At 68.6% G+C, this 13528-nt stretch carries 14 protein-coding genes; 8 read left to right on the forward strand and 6 right to left on the reverse strand.

Going from position 1 to position 13528, the window contains the following annotated elements; genetic code table 11:
* Positions 1–51: 51 nt before the first annotated feature.
* On the forward strand, positions 52–1290 hold the full coding sequence (locus tag AB0I66_RS35325; RefSeq protein ID WP_363212118.1) for an MFS transporter: 1239 nt from the start codon (positions 52–54) through the stop codon (positions 1288–1290).
* Between the two features lie 292 nt (positions 1291–1582).
* On the forward strand, positions 1583–2317 hold the full coding sequence (locus AB0I66_RS35330; protein WP_363212119.1) for a maleylpyruvate isomerase family mycothiol-dependent enzyme: 735 nt from the start codon (positions 1583–1585) through the stop codon (positions 2315–2317).
* A 59-nt stretch (positions 2318–2376) separates the two neighbouring features.
* Here the strand turns inward: AB0I66_RS35330 and AB0I66_RS35335 are convergent, their stop codons facing one another.
* The 4 genes from AB0I66_RS35335 to AB0I66_RS35350 all read right to left on the reverse strand — a co-directional run bounded on the left by AB0I66_RS35335 (position 2377) and on the right by AB0I66_RS35350 (position 5011).
* A complete protein-coding gene (locus AB0I66_RS35335) occupies positions 2377–3051 on the reverse strand; it encodes a LysE family translocator (RefSeq protein ID WP_363212120.1) in 675 nt (224 codons plus the stop codon).
* 532 nt (positions 3052–3583) lie between these two features.
* Positions 3584–3751 carry a hypothetical protein gene (locus AB0I66_RS35340; RefSeq protein WP_363212121.1) on the reverse strand — a complete coding sequence of 56 codons (168 nt, stop codon included), beginning with the start codon at positions 3749–3751 and terminating at the stop codon, positions 3584–3586.
* A 241-nt stretch (positions 3752–3992) separates the two neighbouring features.
* Complete coding sequence (locus AB0I66_RS35345; RefSeq protein ID WP_363212370.1) at positions 3993–4352, reverse strand: zinc-binding dehydrogenase; 360 nt, start codon at positions 4350–4352, stop codon at positions 3993–3995.
* The gene (locus AB0I66_RS35350) at positions 4241–5011 is read right to left on the reverse strand and encodes an alcohol dehydrogenase catalytic domain-containing protein (RefSeq protein ID WP_363212122.1); all 771 of its coding nucleotides are present in this window, start codon (positions 5009–5011) and stop codon (positions 4241–4243) included. The genes AB0I66_RS35345 and AB0I66_RS35350 overlap by 112 nt, the downstream gene beginning before the upstream one ends.
* A gap of 61 nt (positions 5012–5072) precedes the next feature.
* On the opposite strand from AB0I66_RS35350, the gene AB0I66_RS35355 reads away from it, so the two are divergent.
* Positions 5073–5381, forward strand: a complete 309-nt coding sequence (locus AB0I66_RS35355) for a metalloregulator ArsR/SmtB family transcription factor (protein WP_363212123.1) — start codon at positions 5073–5075, stop codon at positions 5379–5381.
* 111 nt (positions 5382–5492) lie between these two features.
* Here the strand turns inward: AB0I66_RS35355 and AB0I66_RS35360 are convergent, their stop codons facing one another.
* Complete coding sequence (locus AB0I66_RS35360) at positions 5493–6494, reverse strand: pentapeptide repeat-containing protein (RefSeq protein ID WP_363212124.1); 1002 nt, start codon at positions 6492–6494, stop codon at positions 5493–5495.
* Between the two features lie 221 nt (positions 6495–6715).
* On the opposite strand from AB0I66_RS35360, the gene AB0I66_RS35365 reads away from it, so the two are divergent.
* Together AB0I66_RS35365 and AB0I66_RS35370 are read left to right on the forward strand one after the other, a co-directional pair.
* Positions 6716–7096, forward strand: a complete 381-nt coding sequence (locus tag AB0I66_RS35365) for a hypothetical protein (protein WP_363212125.1) — start codon at positions 6716–6718, stop codon at positions 7094–7096.
* 188 nt (positions 7097–7284) lie between these two features.
* The gene (locus AB0I66_RS35370; protein ID WP_363212126.1) at positions 7285–7704 is read left to right on the forward strand and encodes a peptidase inhibitor family I36 protein; all 420 of its coding nucleotides are present in this window, start codon (positions 7285–7287) and stop codon (positions 7702–7704) included.
* A gap of 191 nt (positions 7705–7895) precedes the next feature.
* Here AB0I66_RS35370 and AB0I66_RS35375 read toward each other — a convergent pair whose 3' ends face one another.
* Positions 7896–9770, reverse strand: a complete 1875-nt coding sequence (locus AB0I66_RS35375; RefSeq protein WP_363212127.1) for an APC family permease — start codon at positions 9768–9770, stop codon at positions 7896–7898.
* Positions 9771–10021: 251 nt separating this feature from the next.
* Between AB0I66_RS35375 and AB0I66_RS35380 the strand changes: the two genes are divergently transcribed.
* The 3 genes from AB0I66_RS35380 (at position 10022) to AB0I66_RS35390 (ending at position 13410) form a co-directional block, all read left to right on the forward strand.
* Positions 10022–10567 (forward strand): hypothetical protein, encoded by a 546-nt coding sequence (locus AB0I66_RS35380; protein WP_363212128.1) that lies wholly within the window; start codon positions 10022–10024, stop codon positions 10565–10567.
* A 341-nt stretch (positions 10568–10908) separates the two neighbouring features.
* Positions 10909–11958, forward strand: a complete 1050-nt coding sequence (locus AB0I66_RS35385; RefSeq protein WP_363212129.1) for a hypothetical protein — start codon at positions 10909–10911, stop codon at positions 11956–11958.
* A gap of 243 nt (positions 11959–12201) precedes the next feature.
* Positions 12202–13410, forward strand: a complete 1209-nt coding sequence (locus AB0I66_RS35390; protein ID WP_363212130.1) for a serine hydrolase domain-containing protein — start codon at positions 12202–12204, stop codon at positions 13408–13410.
* The last annotated feature ends 118 nt before the right edge of the window (positions 13411–13528 follow it).

Raw genomic sequence — 13528 nt, forward strand, 5'->3', positions numbered from 1 at the left:
TTTTGCCGATATCGGCCAGGGCTGCGGATCCTGTGGGCGGAGGTGATCCGAATGGACACAATGGGGATGGATCCGGTCGGGACGGAATCGACGACCATGGCTGCCGGGCGGCGTTGGGGCGGACGCGCCGACCGCCTGCCCGCGGGGGTGTACCTGCTGGGCTTCAGTTTGTTCGCCATGGGAAGCGCGGAGTTTTTGCTGGCCGGCGTGCTGCCGTCGGTCGCCGACGATCTGAACGTGACGCTGCCCTCCGCCGGGCTGCTCATCACGGCGTTCGCGGTCGGCGTCGTGCTCGGCGGGCCCCCGTTCGCCGTGCTCAGCCTGCGCTGGCCGCGGCGCACCACGCTCGTGGCCACTCAGGCCGTCTTCGCCGCGAGTGTGGCGGCCGGCTTGCTGGGCAACTACCAGGTCCTGCTGCTCAGCAGGACAGTATCGGGCATCGCCTACGCCGGATTCTTCGCCGTCGCCTCGGTGACCGCGCAGCGGCTGGTGACGCCGGACCTCACCGCGCGGGCCTCCGCCGTCGTGGTCAGCGGTCTGAGCGTGGCGATGGTCGCCGGCGGACCGGCGGGCACGCTGCTGAGCCACTTCACCACCTGGCGCGGCGGTTTCTGGGCAGTCGTGGTGCTGACCGTCGTCGGGATGGTCGGCTGCCTGGTCGGTCTCCCTGCCGCTCGCCCTGGCGCCACGCCCGCCGGGCGGCCGAAGGTGGCGGCAGAGCTGGCCACGATGCGCAAGCCATCGCTGTGGGGCATCTACGCGATCACGGTCCTGACCACCGCGGCATACATGATCACGTTCAACTACCTGGCGGCGATGCTCGACGAGATCACGAAGATGCCCGAGAGCTGGATCCCGGCGGTCCTCGCGCTGTTCGGCGCCGGGGCTTTCGCCGGGCTCTCCATCGGCGGCCGGATCGCCGACCGGCGCCCCCACCTCGCTCTGCTCACCGGCGCCCTGGCAACCGCGCTGCTGTCGCTCCTGATGGTGGCGGCCGTTCACCGGGTCTGGGCCGTGCTGCCCACGGTGTTCCTGCTCGGTGTCGCCGCATTCGTGCTGAATCCGGCGTTGTACGGACGGGTCTTCGCCATCGCGGCCGATGCCCCGACTCTCGCCGGTGCCACCACCGTCTCGGCCTTCCAACTGGGCATCAGCATCACCCCCGTACTGGCCGCAGCGGTACTCACCCACGGCGCCGCTCTCACGTCGGTCAGCTGGATCGGAGCCGCCCTCGCTGCGGCCGCCGTGCCCCTCATCCTCCTGGACCGGACACGACGGGCCCGTAGCTGAGCACTGCTGCTCGGCAAGTCATCCGCGAAATGTTCGCTGCCCTGCGCGGGTGGGACGTCCAACCGTGACGCCCGCCCGCGCAGGCCGTTGCCGTGCGCTGCTGGCCAAGCCACTACAGCGGGGCAACACCATCCCATCATCGAACGGCGCCGCAGATGGTGGCGCAGGTACGTCGCTTCTTGACCGGCCCGTGTCGGTGCGCTGTCCTCGCCCGCTCAGACCGGTGACAGGCGTGCACGACGTCGCATGCCGGGAACAGGTAGGGCGACGCCACCACACGCATCGGAGACTCATGCCGCACGATGACGAAGAAGACAGCATCGCCACGCTCCTGCCCTTGCTGCGCACCTGCGTGGACCGGCTGCTCGCGACGGCGGCCGCACTGTCGGACCAGGACGTACGGGCGCCATCGCTGCTGCCCGACTGGACCCGCGCCCACGTCCTGACGCACCTCGCCCGCAGCGCCGACTCGCGGACCCGGCTGCTCACCTCCGCGCGGACGGGCGCCGACCTGCCGCAATACACCAGCGACGACCAGCGCGAGCGGGAGATCGAGGAAGGTGCCGGTCGGCTCGCCGGCGCCCTCTTCGACGACATGGACGCCGCGCTGCGCCGCTTCCTCTGTGCAGCCGATGACCATCCCCACGACGCCTGGGACGTGCCGGTGCGCTGGCTCGGGGCCGGCCTGCGGCCGGTGCGCCGCGCCGTCGGCAGCATGCTGCGCGAGGTGGAGGTCCACCACACCGACCTGGCCACCGGTCACCAACCGGCTCACTGGCCCGCCCTCTTCACCGCCCGCGAACTGGATACGACCACCGCGAAACTGCGCACCAACCCCCACACGCCACCCATGACGCTGTGCGCCGACGAAGATCAGATTCTCCGGGTGATCGGCGACGGTCCGGGACTGCGCGTGAACGGCCCAGCGGCGGAACTGTTGGGCTGGCTCACCGGGCGCACCGACGGCCACACACTGACCACCCAACCGCCGGGCCCCCTCCCGACGCTACAGTCGTGGCGTAAGTGACACTCCACCCGCCGAGGAAGACCTCGGGCCTCATAGAGCACCCCCACTTGTGATTGCGGTCAAGCTGCGGTGGCGACCCCGATGCCCATGGCAATGAACAGCCAGCCGGTGGTCAGCTCCCAGCGGTGGCGGATCTTCGGCCGGGCCAACAAGGTGCGTAGTCGCACGGCGACCGCGACCAGGGCGAACCAGAAGCCGACCCCGATGAGGACATCCAAGATCCCCAGCAAGAAGATCTGCTGGGTCCTGGAGCCGCCTCCGTTGACGAATTGCGGCAGGATGCTGAGGAAGAACAGCGCCGCCTTCGGGTTGAGTACGTTGGTGAAAAATCCCTGGGTGAAGCTGGAGCGCCATCGTGCGGCCGCCGACTGCGGTTGCCCCGGGACGTTTTGGGCGGCGGCGCGGAAGCTCGTGCGCTGTTCTGGGCCCGCGGCGGCACGCTCCCGGGCGTTGCGCCGCGCGGCAAGCACCGCCCGTACGCCCAGGTAGACGAGATAGGCGGCGCCCAGGAGTTTGATGGAGTCGTACACCACGGGTGTACGAGCAGCGATCACGGACAGGCCGACGGCGGCGGCGAGCATGTGCACGCACAGCCCCGCCTGGGCTCCCAGCGCTGCCGCCCGGCCTTGGGAGGGGTGCTCGGCCGCTGAACGGAGCACCACCAGAAAGTCCGGCCCTGGGACCACATAGGCAACCAGCACCACGCCCAGAAAGCCGATGAGGTCGACTGACATCCATTCTCCGTTCATCAGCCCCGCAGCCTGGCGGTCGCAGGCGCGGGCGCGGGCGTGGGGGTGTCTCCGGTCCGGGTTCCCGGTGGCTGGTGTGCGTGCGTCGACGACGTGGTCGAAGGACGCATCGAGTCGCGCCAGGGGCTGTTCGCGCGGTTACTCCGCCACGGTCAGTGCGCAGGCACCGGCTTGACCACCTCGTCTCGGGGGCCGGCGGTTTCGACGATGAGCCCCGCCCGGCAGACGGCCTCACGCACCCCACGTGCCTCACTCGGCCGGTCCAACTCCAGTGCCCCGATGGCACCGACGGACGCCTGACGGCTGCCCCTCAACGGGCCATGGTGCTCGCCTGGGCGCCACACGTCGTATGCGGGGCGCATCAAGGTGAGGGCCATGAGGCCCGTGTACCCCCTGTTGCACATGGACACGCAAATGATGTTGAGAGCACTCTCGGTCACCTCTGAGGGGTCCACACCATCACGGTGGCGCGTGATCAACAGTCACCTACCGTGCCACCGATCAGCAGGAGCAGGATCTACGGCGCCATGCCGACCGCGAGCACCAGGCCGAGGCCGCATGCCCCTCCGCCGAAGTGCAGCGCCGCGTGCAGAGGAACCGGCAGCGATGAACCCTGCCGTCCGACCGTCTCCCCGGTCTGGCGCCCCGCCGGTGTCAGGGCCGACGCCGTGAACTCGCCATCCACTGCATGATCATTCCGACGCACCAGGCGTCGTCTTGCAAGGCGCAGTGGAACTGGACGGCGTACCGGCGGCCTGCGTGAACCCGCGGCTCTGGCGTGTCCGCAGGTCGTCATAGATGCAACGTTCAAGTCTTCCGGGTAGCTGAGCAACACCCGAGTCGTCGCCCCGTCGCCTCCGTCACCTCCCTCGCCCAAGTGCAAGTTCCGTATCGGGCCGGATTACCTGCACGCATTGCGCAGCAAGCTACGGCGAAGGCGTGGCCCGGCTCGGTGGCTCGTCCACGGGGTGCACAGCGACGGCGATCTTGCCGCGTGGGCGTCTGCGACTCCGACCGTCAGAACCGCCCTCCAACAGGGTGTGCGCCTGGGCGATGTCGGTCAGCGGGAGCACGGTACCGATCACCGGCCGGAGTTTGCCCTGGTCGACCAGTCGGCCCAGGGCCGCGAGCTTGGCCCGGCCGGGGCTGACGAAGAGGAAGTGGTAGGTCGCGTTCACGCCCCACGCGGCAAGCAGGTTCTGCGGTTCGGGGATGTCCACGATGGACACCAGCCGGCCTCGGTCGGCAAGGACCTCAGGACTGCGGGCCAGAGTGTCCCCGCCCACCGTGTCCAGCACGACGTCCACCCCGCCCAGCGCGCGGACCTGGGCACATAGTCGCCGGCCGAAAAGTCGATCGCGATGTCGGCTCCCAGTTCGGTGACGAACTCATGATCGCGTGCGCGCGCGGTGGTCACCACCTCGGCTCCCAGCGCGCTGGCGACCTGGATCGCGGCCGAGCCGACTCCGCCTGCGCCGCCGTGCACCAAGACCCGCTCCCCCGCCCGCACCCCGGCGCGTTCGACCAGCGCCTCCCACACCGTCACACCCACGAGCGCGAGAGCGGCGGCCTCGACGTGCGACAACCGTGCGGGCTTGCGGGCGACCAGAGCCTGGTCGACCACGTGGAACTCGGCGTAGGTTCCCTGCCCGGCGAACACCGGCGCCAGGTACCAGACCTCGTCCCCCGGCAGGAAGTCACCCGCCCCGGGGCCCGCCTCGACCACCACGCCGGACACGTCGTTGCCGATCACCGCGGGCAGCGTCAGCTGGGCGCGGTAGTCGCCGCGCCGGGTCTGCAGGTCCAGAGGGTTCACGGATGTGGCCAGCACGCGCACCAGCACCTGCCCAGGTCCGGGAGCAGGACGTGGCAGTTCTCGGGTGGCGAAGGCGGTGTCCGCGTCACCGAAGCGGACCAGTTCCATCACACGCATCAAGGTCGACATGCGACGACCTTAGATCGACACATCGCGAATTATCAATATGTACTTGCGTTACGATCACCACGTGTTTTCGGAGGAGGAGTTGCTGGCCGTGTTCCGGGCCCTGTCCAACCCGGCCCGTCGGCAGATACTGGTGTGGCTCAAGAAGCCGATGGGTTTTCCCGGCCAGGAGCCCGACGACGTCGAGATCGGCGTCTGCGTGAGCGACATCCAGCAGCGGGCAGGTCTGGGACAGTCCACCACCTCGCAGTACCTCGCGATGCTGCGCCAGGCAGGGCTGGTGATCGCCACCCGGCGGGGCAAGTGGACCTACTACCGCCGCGACGAAGCGAACATCGCCCGCCTCCTGCAAACCCTCCGCGACGTGTTCTAGATCCCACGCCAACCCACGCCGTACAGCTCAGCCCTGCCACGGGCCAAGACTGCGACCATCTCTGGCACCTTCGCCTTGACCCCAGCTCCAGTTACGTGAGGCAGCCCATCGCTAGGCGGGATCTTGCGGAAAGAAACTCAGGGGCTGGATCGGCGGCGCGTTGTGTGCGGAGAGCACCCCGGCGGCTGCCGCGTCGAAACCGTGAGGCCAGACTGTGGTGGTGTCGGCCACCGCCTCGGTGAACGTCGCCCCGGTCAGGTCCGTGCCCGTCAGAACCGCGCCGCGCAGATCGGCCAGTTCGAAGCGTGCGGCGCCGATGACGGCCGCTGTCAGGTCGGCATTGCTCAAGTCCGCCGCGCGCAGGTCGGCGTCGTCGAGCCGAGCGTGGCACAGCAGCCCGGACCGCAGAGAAGCCTGCCGCAGGTCGGCCCCCAGAAGTATGGCTCTGACCAGCCACGTTCCGGACAGGTCGGCTCTTTGCAGCCGGGCTCCCTGCAGATGCACGTTCGTCAGATCGGCATAGTGCAGGTCCGCGTCGACGAGATCTGCGTGGTCCAGCATCGAGCGTCGTAGGTCCACCCGCTGGAGACGAAGTGTCAGCCCTTGGGGGCGTGGAGCGCGGCCGAGCACGGTGACCGCCGCGTGCACATCCGGGGAGCGGAGGACCAGCAGAGTGTCACCCGCGTGCGCCAGTGCCACCTCAGCGCTTCTTGCGATGTCGCGAGGAGCCGGGCGGGCTTCGAGCGGTGTGGCGAGTGCGTTGCGTTGCGCGAAGAGGCAGAGCACCTCGGAAACGGCCTCGCGATCGTCCCGGGAATCGACTGCGACCCTCTCCAGGGCGAAAACCGCCCCGATGCGCACCTCCACGCTCGGGCTGCCCAACTGCTCGACCGCCGCGGTAAATCGCTCGCTGAGCTGTCCGTACCGCGTCACCTGCAACTGCCGCCAGGTGAAGAAGGCTCCGACAAGCAATGCCACTCCGGCCAGCCCCTGCAGCAGCGTGGTCCGAATGTCGTTGATCGCCTTCGCGCGGTCGGGAACGCGGGCTCCGGCAGTGTCCCAGTCCAGCAGGTGGCGCGGCGCCACGACGACGATCAGCGCGACGAGCAGCAAGCTCACCCCTACCGCACCGACGCCCAGCACCCACGCCCGGCCAGGCCTTCGCACCCCAGAACCCCGCCCGGAAGGCGGCGACACGTCCCGCACCGGGTGCCCGGGCAGAGCGTCCGGCCTTCTCCTTCTACGCGCCACCCCAAAAGGCTGCGTCCCCGCGACCCACCTCAAACGCGGGGCACACTAGCCGCGCCCCATGGCCAGGAACACGCCGCGCGCGAGTGCGCCGCTTCCGCCTCGTCGCACGCGCCGCCGCCAAGGACCAACTGGAGGCTGAGGCAGCGACTTTCCGGGCGATCGACATGGATGTGGGCGTGACAGTGGAGATGGCCCACCAGCAGACGGCCACCCACCTACCAGCGCCGATGCTGTCCGGGAGCCTGTCCACCATCCATCACATGGAACCCGCGCAGCGGCGGGAATTCATCGACTATTCGGTGGCCGTCATGCGCTACAACGGCCGCGTCACTCGCATCATTGCTTACGACGCCGGCAAGCGAGCAGCCGGGAAAGAGCAAGGGGTGGAGAGGCCTGACACTGAGAAAGCCGACGCCGTCATCACAGCGGGGAAGGCAGTTTCCCACGTGATTCGGAGCATCTGAAGTCGGCCCGATTCCGCAAGCAGGAACAGACCGCGCCCGCCGCCGGCCCAAACTCGACGTAACGAGGGCGCAGTAGCGGCGGGATGCGGATTCTTCGCGGCTCTCCCCGACGACATCCTGCAACACCAAGCGTGTCAATGCACTCGACCCTCGGTTGTCAGAGGTTCCCCCCGACTGGTCTGCCCAGGATGCTGATCCTGTCCGAACAGCAGCCTGACCTGGGGGTACACACCATGCGTATGAGGATCATTGGGATGGTCGCAGCCATTGGAGCACTGGCGGCGACCGTCAGCTTCTCCGGTACTGCCGCCGCTCGGGACACCGGCGCCACCGCGGCCTGTCCCCCGGGCGCATTCTGTATGTACACCGGACCGAACCAGACCGGCACGATGTACCCGAAGTACAGCAACTGGTCCGGCACCCTCAACGGCATCAGGTCCGTGTACAACAACGGGAATCCGCAACCGGGATACGACCACGTCACCTTCACCTGGCAGTACAACGGGAACACGTTCAGCAAGTGCTTCCACTACCCCCCAGACTCCCCCTACAAGACGAACTACGTCGGCGTCACAGGGAAGAGGGTCACCTGGCGCGGTGAGTGCTGATTCTCTGAAACTTCCTGTCCATCAGGCCAGTTGAGCACCCCCACATCAGTCACGGCACAGTGGCGGGCTTGGCCGGGCTTTCCTCGCGCGCGCCGCACGAGGTTCCGGGCTGCGGGTGGCTCAGTCTGGCGTGGTGGGCAGGAGCTGGCGCGTCGTTCGGTGCCTAGACAGCGACGTCTTCGCGCGCGTGCTCAGTGCAGGGCTTGACCGGGGAGACGAAACCGCAGTCGGCAGATGACCGCAGGTGTGTCGCGGCGCACCGCGTGGGCGACGACCGCGCCGCGCTGGTTCTGCAACAGGCGCTGCCAGAGTCTGGGCGGCTCGACCTCGGGGATCAGGACCGTGACGCGGGTGCCCGGGTGGTAGTCGTAGATTCTCCGGACGTACGCCGCGACCGGGCGGCCGACCGTACGGTGCTCGGACTTGAGTTCCACCAGCTCGACGCCAGGATTCCACAGCTCCCAGTCACGGTGCAGAGCGGCGGCGGCCTCGCGGTCCTCGGGTTCGAGGTGGGTGACGGTGACGGCGCGTACCTCGTCGCCGAGGGAGACAGCGGCGTTGAGCGCCTCGCTGGTGAGTCGGGAAAGGCCGGAGACCGGGACGATCACCAACGAACGGGTGCGGTGCGGGGCTTCGGGTACGCGGCCGATGCCGAGGCGGTCCCCGATTCCGGCGTACGCGCGCTGAATCGCCTCGAAGGCGGCGACCAGCAGAGGCAGGGCGATCACGATGAGCCAGGCGCCGTCGTGGAATTTGGTGGCCGTGACGACGATCGCGGAAACACCCGTGAGCAGCCCTCCCAGACCGTTGAGGGCGGCCTTGCCCAGCCATCTCGGCCCGCGTACCTGGCGCCAGTGCAGGACCATGCCGGTCTGCGCGACCGTGAAGCCGACAAAGACACCGATCGCGAAGAGCGGGACGAGGGTATTTGTGTCGCCGCCTGAGAAGAGCAGCAGCGCGGCCGACACGGCGGCCAAGCTCAGCACGCCGTGACGGTGCACCTGACGGTCCGCCTTGAGCGCGAAGACGTGCGGCAGATAGTTGTCGCGGGCGAGCAGCTTGAGCAGGACGGGCAGGCCGCCGAAAGAGGTGTTCGCGGACAGCGCCAGCAGGAGCATGGTCGCGAACTGGATGACGTAGAAACCCCAGTTGTGTCCGAGCGAGGCATCCGCGAGCTGCGCGAGAACGGTGACGCCCTCGACCGGTTGCAGGCCGAAGCGGGAGATGAGTACCGCGAGGCCGATCAGCATGAATCCGAGGATGGCGCCGAGTGCGACCTCGGCATGCTGGGCACGGCGCGCCCGCGGGCTACGGAAGGAGGGCACGGCGTTCGCGATGGCCTCGACGCCGGTCAGTGCGGAGCAGCCGGAGGCGAACGCCTTCAGCAGGAGCAGGGCCCCGACCGTGGTCGCGTTGTCCGCGACGACCGAGCCGTGTCCGTCGGCTGCGGCCGTGGAGACCGGGCCATCGCGGAAGAGGCCCGCGGTGATCAGGACCAGGATCGAGATGACGAAGACCGCGGTCGGCACGATGAAGGCCTTGGCCGATTCGACGATGCCCCGCAGATTGACCGCGGTGATCAGTACCAGCACACCCAGGCAGAGGGGCAGCCGCTCGGCGTAGAGCCCCGGGAAGGCGGAGGTGAGCGCGGCGACGCCCGCCGTGACGGCCACCGCGACGTTCAGCACGTAGTCCAGGACAAGGGAAGCCGCGGCCACCAGGCTGGTGCGTCGGCCCAGATGTGTCTTGGCCACCGCATACGATCCGCCGCCGTTCGGGAAGGCCGCGATGACCTGCCGGTAGGAGGCGACCAGGACCGCGAGCAGGCCGGCGATCGCCAGGGTCACGGGAAGCGTGAAGCCGAGGCCGAAGCCGCCGGCGGCAGCGAGGACCAGCACGATCGCCTCCGGGCCATACGCCACCGACGCCATCGCGTCGAGCGAGAGCGCAGCCAGGCCGGTGAGGGCGGTGAGGCGGTGACGCTCCCCGGCATCCGGGCGCTCCGCGGTAGCCGGGGGCTCCTCGGCTGGGGAGGCGGGACCGGAATCGGAGGTCAGGACGGACATGCACGTACTCCTTCGAGCTCAACCTGGTCAGGTCAGGTCCCGTCAGGTCAGGTCCCGTCAGGTTCGGTCCGCTCCCGGCTGTTCTCCTACCGTCCTTGCGCCTTCTTCGCGCCGAAGACCCCGGTCTTCACGCAGCCTTGACGCCCGAAGGCGGACAGGCCGGTCCAAGCCGTCAAGGTTCGCTTCGCACGGCATCAGGGGCTCGTCAACACGGATGTAGCAGGGCTGCCTCGCTCCCTAGCTTCGGTCTCATGAGACCTCGTACCGAATCAGCCGAAGCCGGCGCGCCACCGCCCGAACGCGTGGCGCGTGACCGCCACTGGTCTGCCGACCTGCGCGACACCATCCTGTGCGCCGGTGTGCTGCTCGCGCTCCTGATCGTGCTCGACGCGGGCCGTGGCGAGCTCACGCTCCTGCGGACCGCGCTGTGGTTCACGCTCGCGACACTGCTCTTCGCGGTCCTGCTTCCGCCCAAGGTCAGCGCCGGTCAAGGGTGGCTGGCCTCACGGGGGTTGCTGCGCACCAAGCGCGTGCGCACCGACCGCCTGATCTCCGTGCGCTGGATCGATGGGGTCTCTCAGCGTCTCGTGCTGCGCGATCTGTACGGCGCCAGGGTCGAGATCGACCCCACCGTGCTCACCGCCAACCCTGACCTGTGGGCCCTCCTCGAGCATGACGCACGCTGCTCCTGCGATGCGGGGCTGATGACCTGCGGCGCGACGGCGCTGCGCCAGTTGTCCCGGCGGTTCGACAGCGAGACCGCGCACGTGCTGTTCAAGATTTCCGGAATGAAATAGCCGTCGGTTGTGGACATGCGGCGAACTGGCTCGGCGTCCGTCCTGGCAGGTGACGACCTCGCGAAGGCGGGCACCGAAGTCGGTAAGGCCCGTCCGGCCGCGGCCCCCTCTCGTGTCGCCCGACCGCGACGAGCCCGTTGTGGCGCGACCGTTCCCTGCCGCGCGCGTGCGACAGCCCTGGACCCGTTTGTGGACTGTGCCGCGGCGGTCAACCTGATCAGACAGCCGCGTTGTAATGTCGCGTACGCGATCATGACAAGTTCAGCGGGGGTTCCGGGGTGCAGTGGGCAGGGCTTGTACGACACCGCGGCGTACGGTTTGGTGCCGCTGCGCTGACGCTATTGGTGATCCTCGTGGCGGGATGGTTCTTCGTCGGCGGCGGCTACGAGCGCTGGCGCGACGAGCGGTCCGTGGCCGATGCCTGCGACGGCACGGTGTCTGTCGACCAGGCACGCACGCTGCTCGGCACCGATGATGTCAGCGGCGACACAAGCCACAGCTCCGCGGCAGGCAAGTCCCCAGATGGTTCCACCCCGCCGGTCATCTGTTGGCTTGATGGGCCCGGCGGGTACACGCAGCGGGCAGTGGTCCGGATGGAGTGGCGCTCCAAGGCGTGGGGCCCGCACACCGTCTCGGGACGAGAGGCCAGGTCCTTCAGCACGGCGCTTCCGGTGCCGATCGGCAAGGGCTGGTCGGGCATGGTGAATCTCAAGGACGAGGGCGCCGCGGCCACTGTCACCCTTGACTGCCAGAACGCGAAGGGGTCACGCGCCGGGGACAGTCTGTCGTTGTTCGTGCACAGCTGGGGCTCGCGCCCCTACAAGGAGGCGGCACAGCGCGTGCGGCTGGCCCAGTTCGCGACGCAGACCGCGCAGGCCGCAGCCCGCGAGTACGGCTGCGACGCCCGTACTGGCGGGCACATAAGGCGAGTTGAGACACTCGACTACGGCCGAGAGACATACCCGGATGCACCGGCCCTTGCTCAGGCCGGTGGCACGTGCGCGGGCGTGACGCCAGGTTGGCTGATCACTCGTGCCCACGGGACCGCAACAGGCCACGCGCCCGTCGAGGATTGCCTGCTGATCGACGGCAAGGACAGGCCCCTGTTCCGCTTGTCCTCCTACTACGGAACCTTCGCGGACGATCAGCGGTTCAAGACGCAGACGACGCGGGGTCTGTCCAACGCCGATGCACTCGTGACGGACTATCTCTTCCGGGCCGAGGCAGCCTGCCCCGGCTCACCGCGACCGGCGGTTTTCGCGATCGACTATCGCGAATACGACGACGACCCCAAGCCGCAGCTCCGCTACGCGCGAGCAGCGCTGCGTCAATTCGCCGAGCAGTCCGCAGCCCGGCATGGCTGCAGCGACGTGACCGTCTTGCAGAAATAGGGCGCCAGGCTGCCGCTGCCCGCGATGACCGCCTGGTAGCGCCGCCCGAAGCCGGGCATGCGCGGTGACCCTGGGGCCATCCCGCCATGCCGTCCCGCGCCCCGCCTGGATCGCTTCGGCAACCAAAAGAACATCGGTCCGATCGAGTGGATTCGTAAGGACGCCTGCCGCAGGAGAGCCTCCCACCGGACTCCGGATGGTGCCGTTGCACCCTCAACCCCGATCCGGAAGAAGCGCACCGACATGCGACGTACTCCCTCCCGACGCCTGCTCGCAGCTGCGATCTTGGCGGCGTCCCTACTGGCCCCGATGGGGGCGGTTCCCGCTGCGGCCGGTACGGCCCCCCGCATCGCGGATGCCGACCGTCACGACAAGGACGGGCACCGGCCGGGTGGCTTCAGCCGTGCCATGACCGCGCGACTGGACAAGGCCGTCGAGAAGGTCCGGCGGGAGGCCAACATCCCCGGCGTCACCGTCGGGCTGTGGATGCCGGGCAAGGGACGCTACGTACGCGCGAGCGGGGTCGCCGACACCACCACCGGCCGACCGATGACCACTGACCTGTACACGCGGATCGGCAGCGAGACCAAGACCTTCACGGTGACCGCCCTGCTCAAGCTCGTGGACGACGGGCGCATCCGGCTTGACGACCCGATCTCCCGCTACGTCCACGGCGTGCCGAAGGGGCACCGGATCACGCTGCGCCACCTCGCCGAGATGCGCAGCGGCTTGTTCCCGTACACCGAGGACCCGGACTTCGTGCACGATCTGCTCAGCGACCCGGGCCGCTCGTTCACCCAGCGGGAGGTGCTCGCGTACGGCTTCAAGCACCGGAACACCTTCGCGCCGGGCAAGCAGTTCCAGTACTCCAACAGCAACCTGGTTCTTCTGGGCCTGGTGATCGAGAAGGTCACCGGCCATCGCGTCGCCGACGTCATCCACAAGCGGGTGCTCCACCCCGCCCACCTCGATCACACGCTGTTCCCCGACGGCCCCGAGTTCCCCGAGCCGCATGCCCGCGGCTATACGAACCAGACGCTGAGCGGCAAGGTCGAGGACTCCACCGACTGGAACCCCAGTTGGGCCGGAGCTGCTGGGGCGATGATCTCGAACCTGCATGACCTGCGCCGCTGGGCCAAGACTGTCGCCACGGGGACGCTGCTGCGCCCGGAGACCCAGAAGCAGCGGCTCCGGATGCTGCCGACCGGCCACCCCGGCACGAGCTACGGCCTCGGCATCTTCAAGACCGGCGGCTGGATCGGGCACAACGGCTCCATCCCGGGCTTCGAGAGCGTGACGGTCTACCTTCCCTCGCAGAAGGCGACCTTGGTTCTGCTGCTCAACACCGACATCACGCATGACGGTCAGGAGCCGTCCTCGCTGGTCGCCCGAGCGATCACTGAGATCGTCACCCCCAAGAACATCTACGATCGCCCCGTTGCCCCGCGCTGAATGTGCTGTTCGGGGACGTCGGTGAGGCTGTTGCGGGCGTCACCCAGGGCAAGTTGCCCCAGCCGCCTCCGGTGCTACCCCCACGACGAACCACCGGCTGAAACCGGGGTCCGCGAGC

Source organism: Streptomyces sp. NPDC050439 (genome assembly GCF_040655335.1).
Taxonomy (GTDB): Bacteria; Actinomycetota; Actinomycetes; order Streptomycetales; family Streptomycetaceae; genus Streptomyces.

Bases quoted from the DNA above. Each gene is read 5' to 3' on its own strand.
- AB0I66_RS35325 (WP_363212118.1), top strand. From the start codon at position 52: ATGGACACAATGGGGATGGATCCGGTCGGGACGGAATCGACGACCATG.
- AB0I66_RS35330 (WP_363212119.1), top strand. From the start codon at position 1,583: ATGCCGCACGATGACGAAGAAGACAGCATCGCCACGCTCCTGCCCTTG.
- AB0I66_RS35335 (WP_363212120.1), bottom strand. From the start codon at position 3,051: ATGTCAGTCGACCTCATCGGCTTTCTGGGCGTGGTGCTGGTTGCCTAT.
- AB0I66_RS35350 (WP_363212122.1), bottom strand. From the start codon at position 5,011: ATGTCGACCTTGATGCGTGTGATGGAACTGGTCCGCTTCGGTGACGCG.
- AB0I66_RS35370 (WP_363212126.1), top strand. From the start codon at position 7,285: ATGCTGATCCTGTCCGAACAGCAGCCTGACCTGGGGGTACACACCATG.
- AB0I66_RS35375 (WP_363212127.1), bottom strand. From the start codon at position 9,770: ATGTCCGTCCTGACCTCCGATTCCGGTCCCGCCTCCCCAGCCGAGGAG.
- AB0I66_RS35380 (WP_363212128.1), top strand. From the start codon at position 10,022: ATGAGACCTCGTACCGAATCAGCCGAAGCCGGCGCGCCACCGCCCGAA.
- AB0I66_RS35390 (WP_363212130.1), top strand. From the start codon at position 12,202: ATGCGACGTACTCCCTCCCGACGCCTGCTCGCAGCTGCGATCTTGGCG.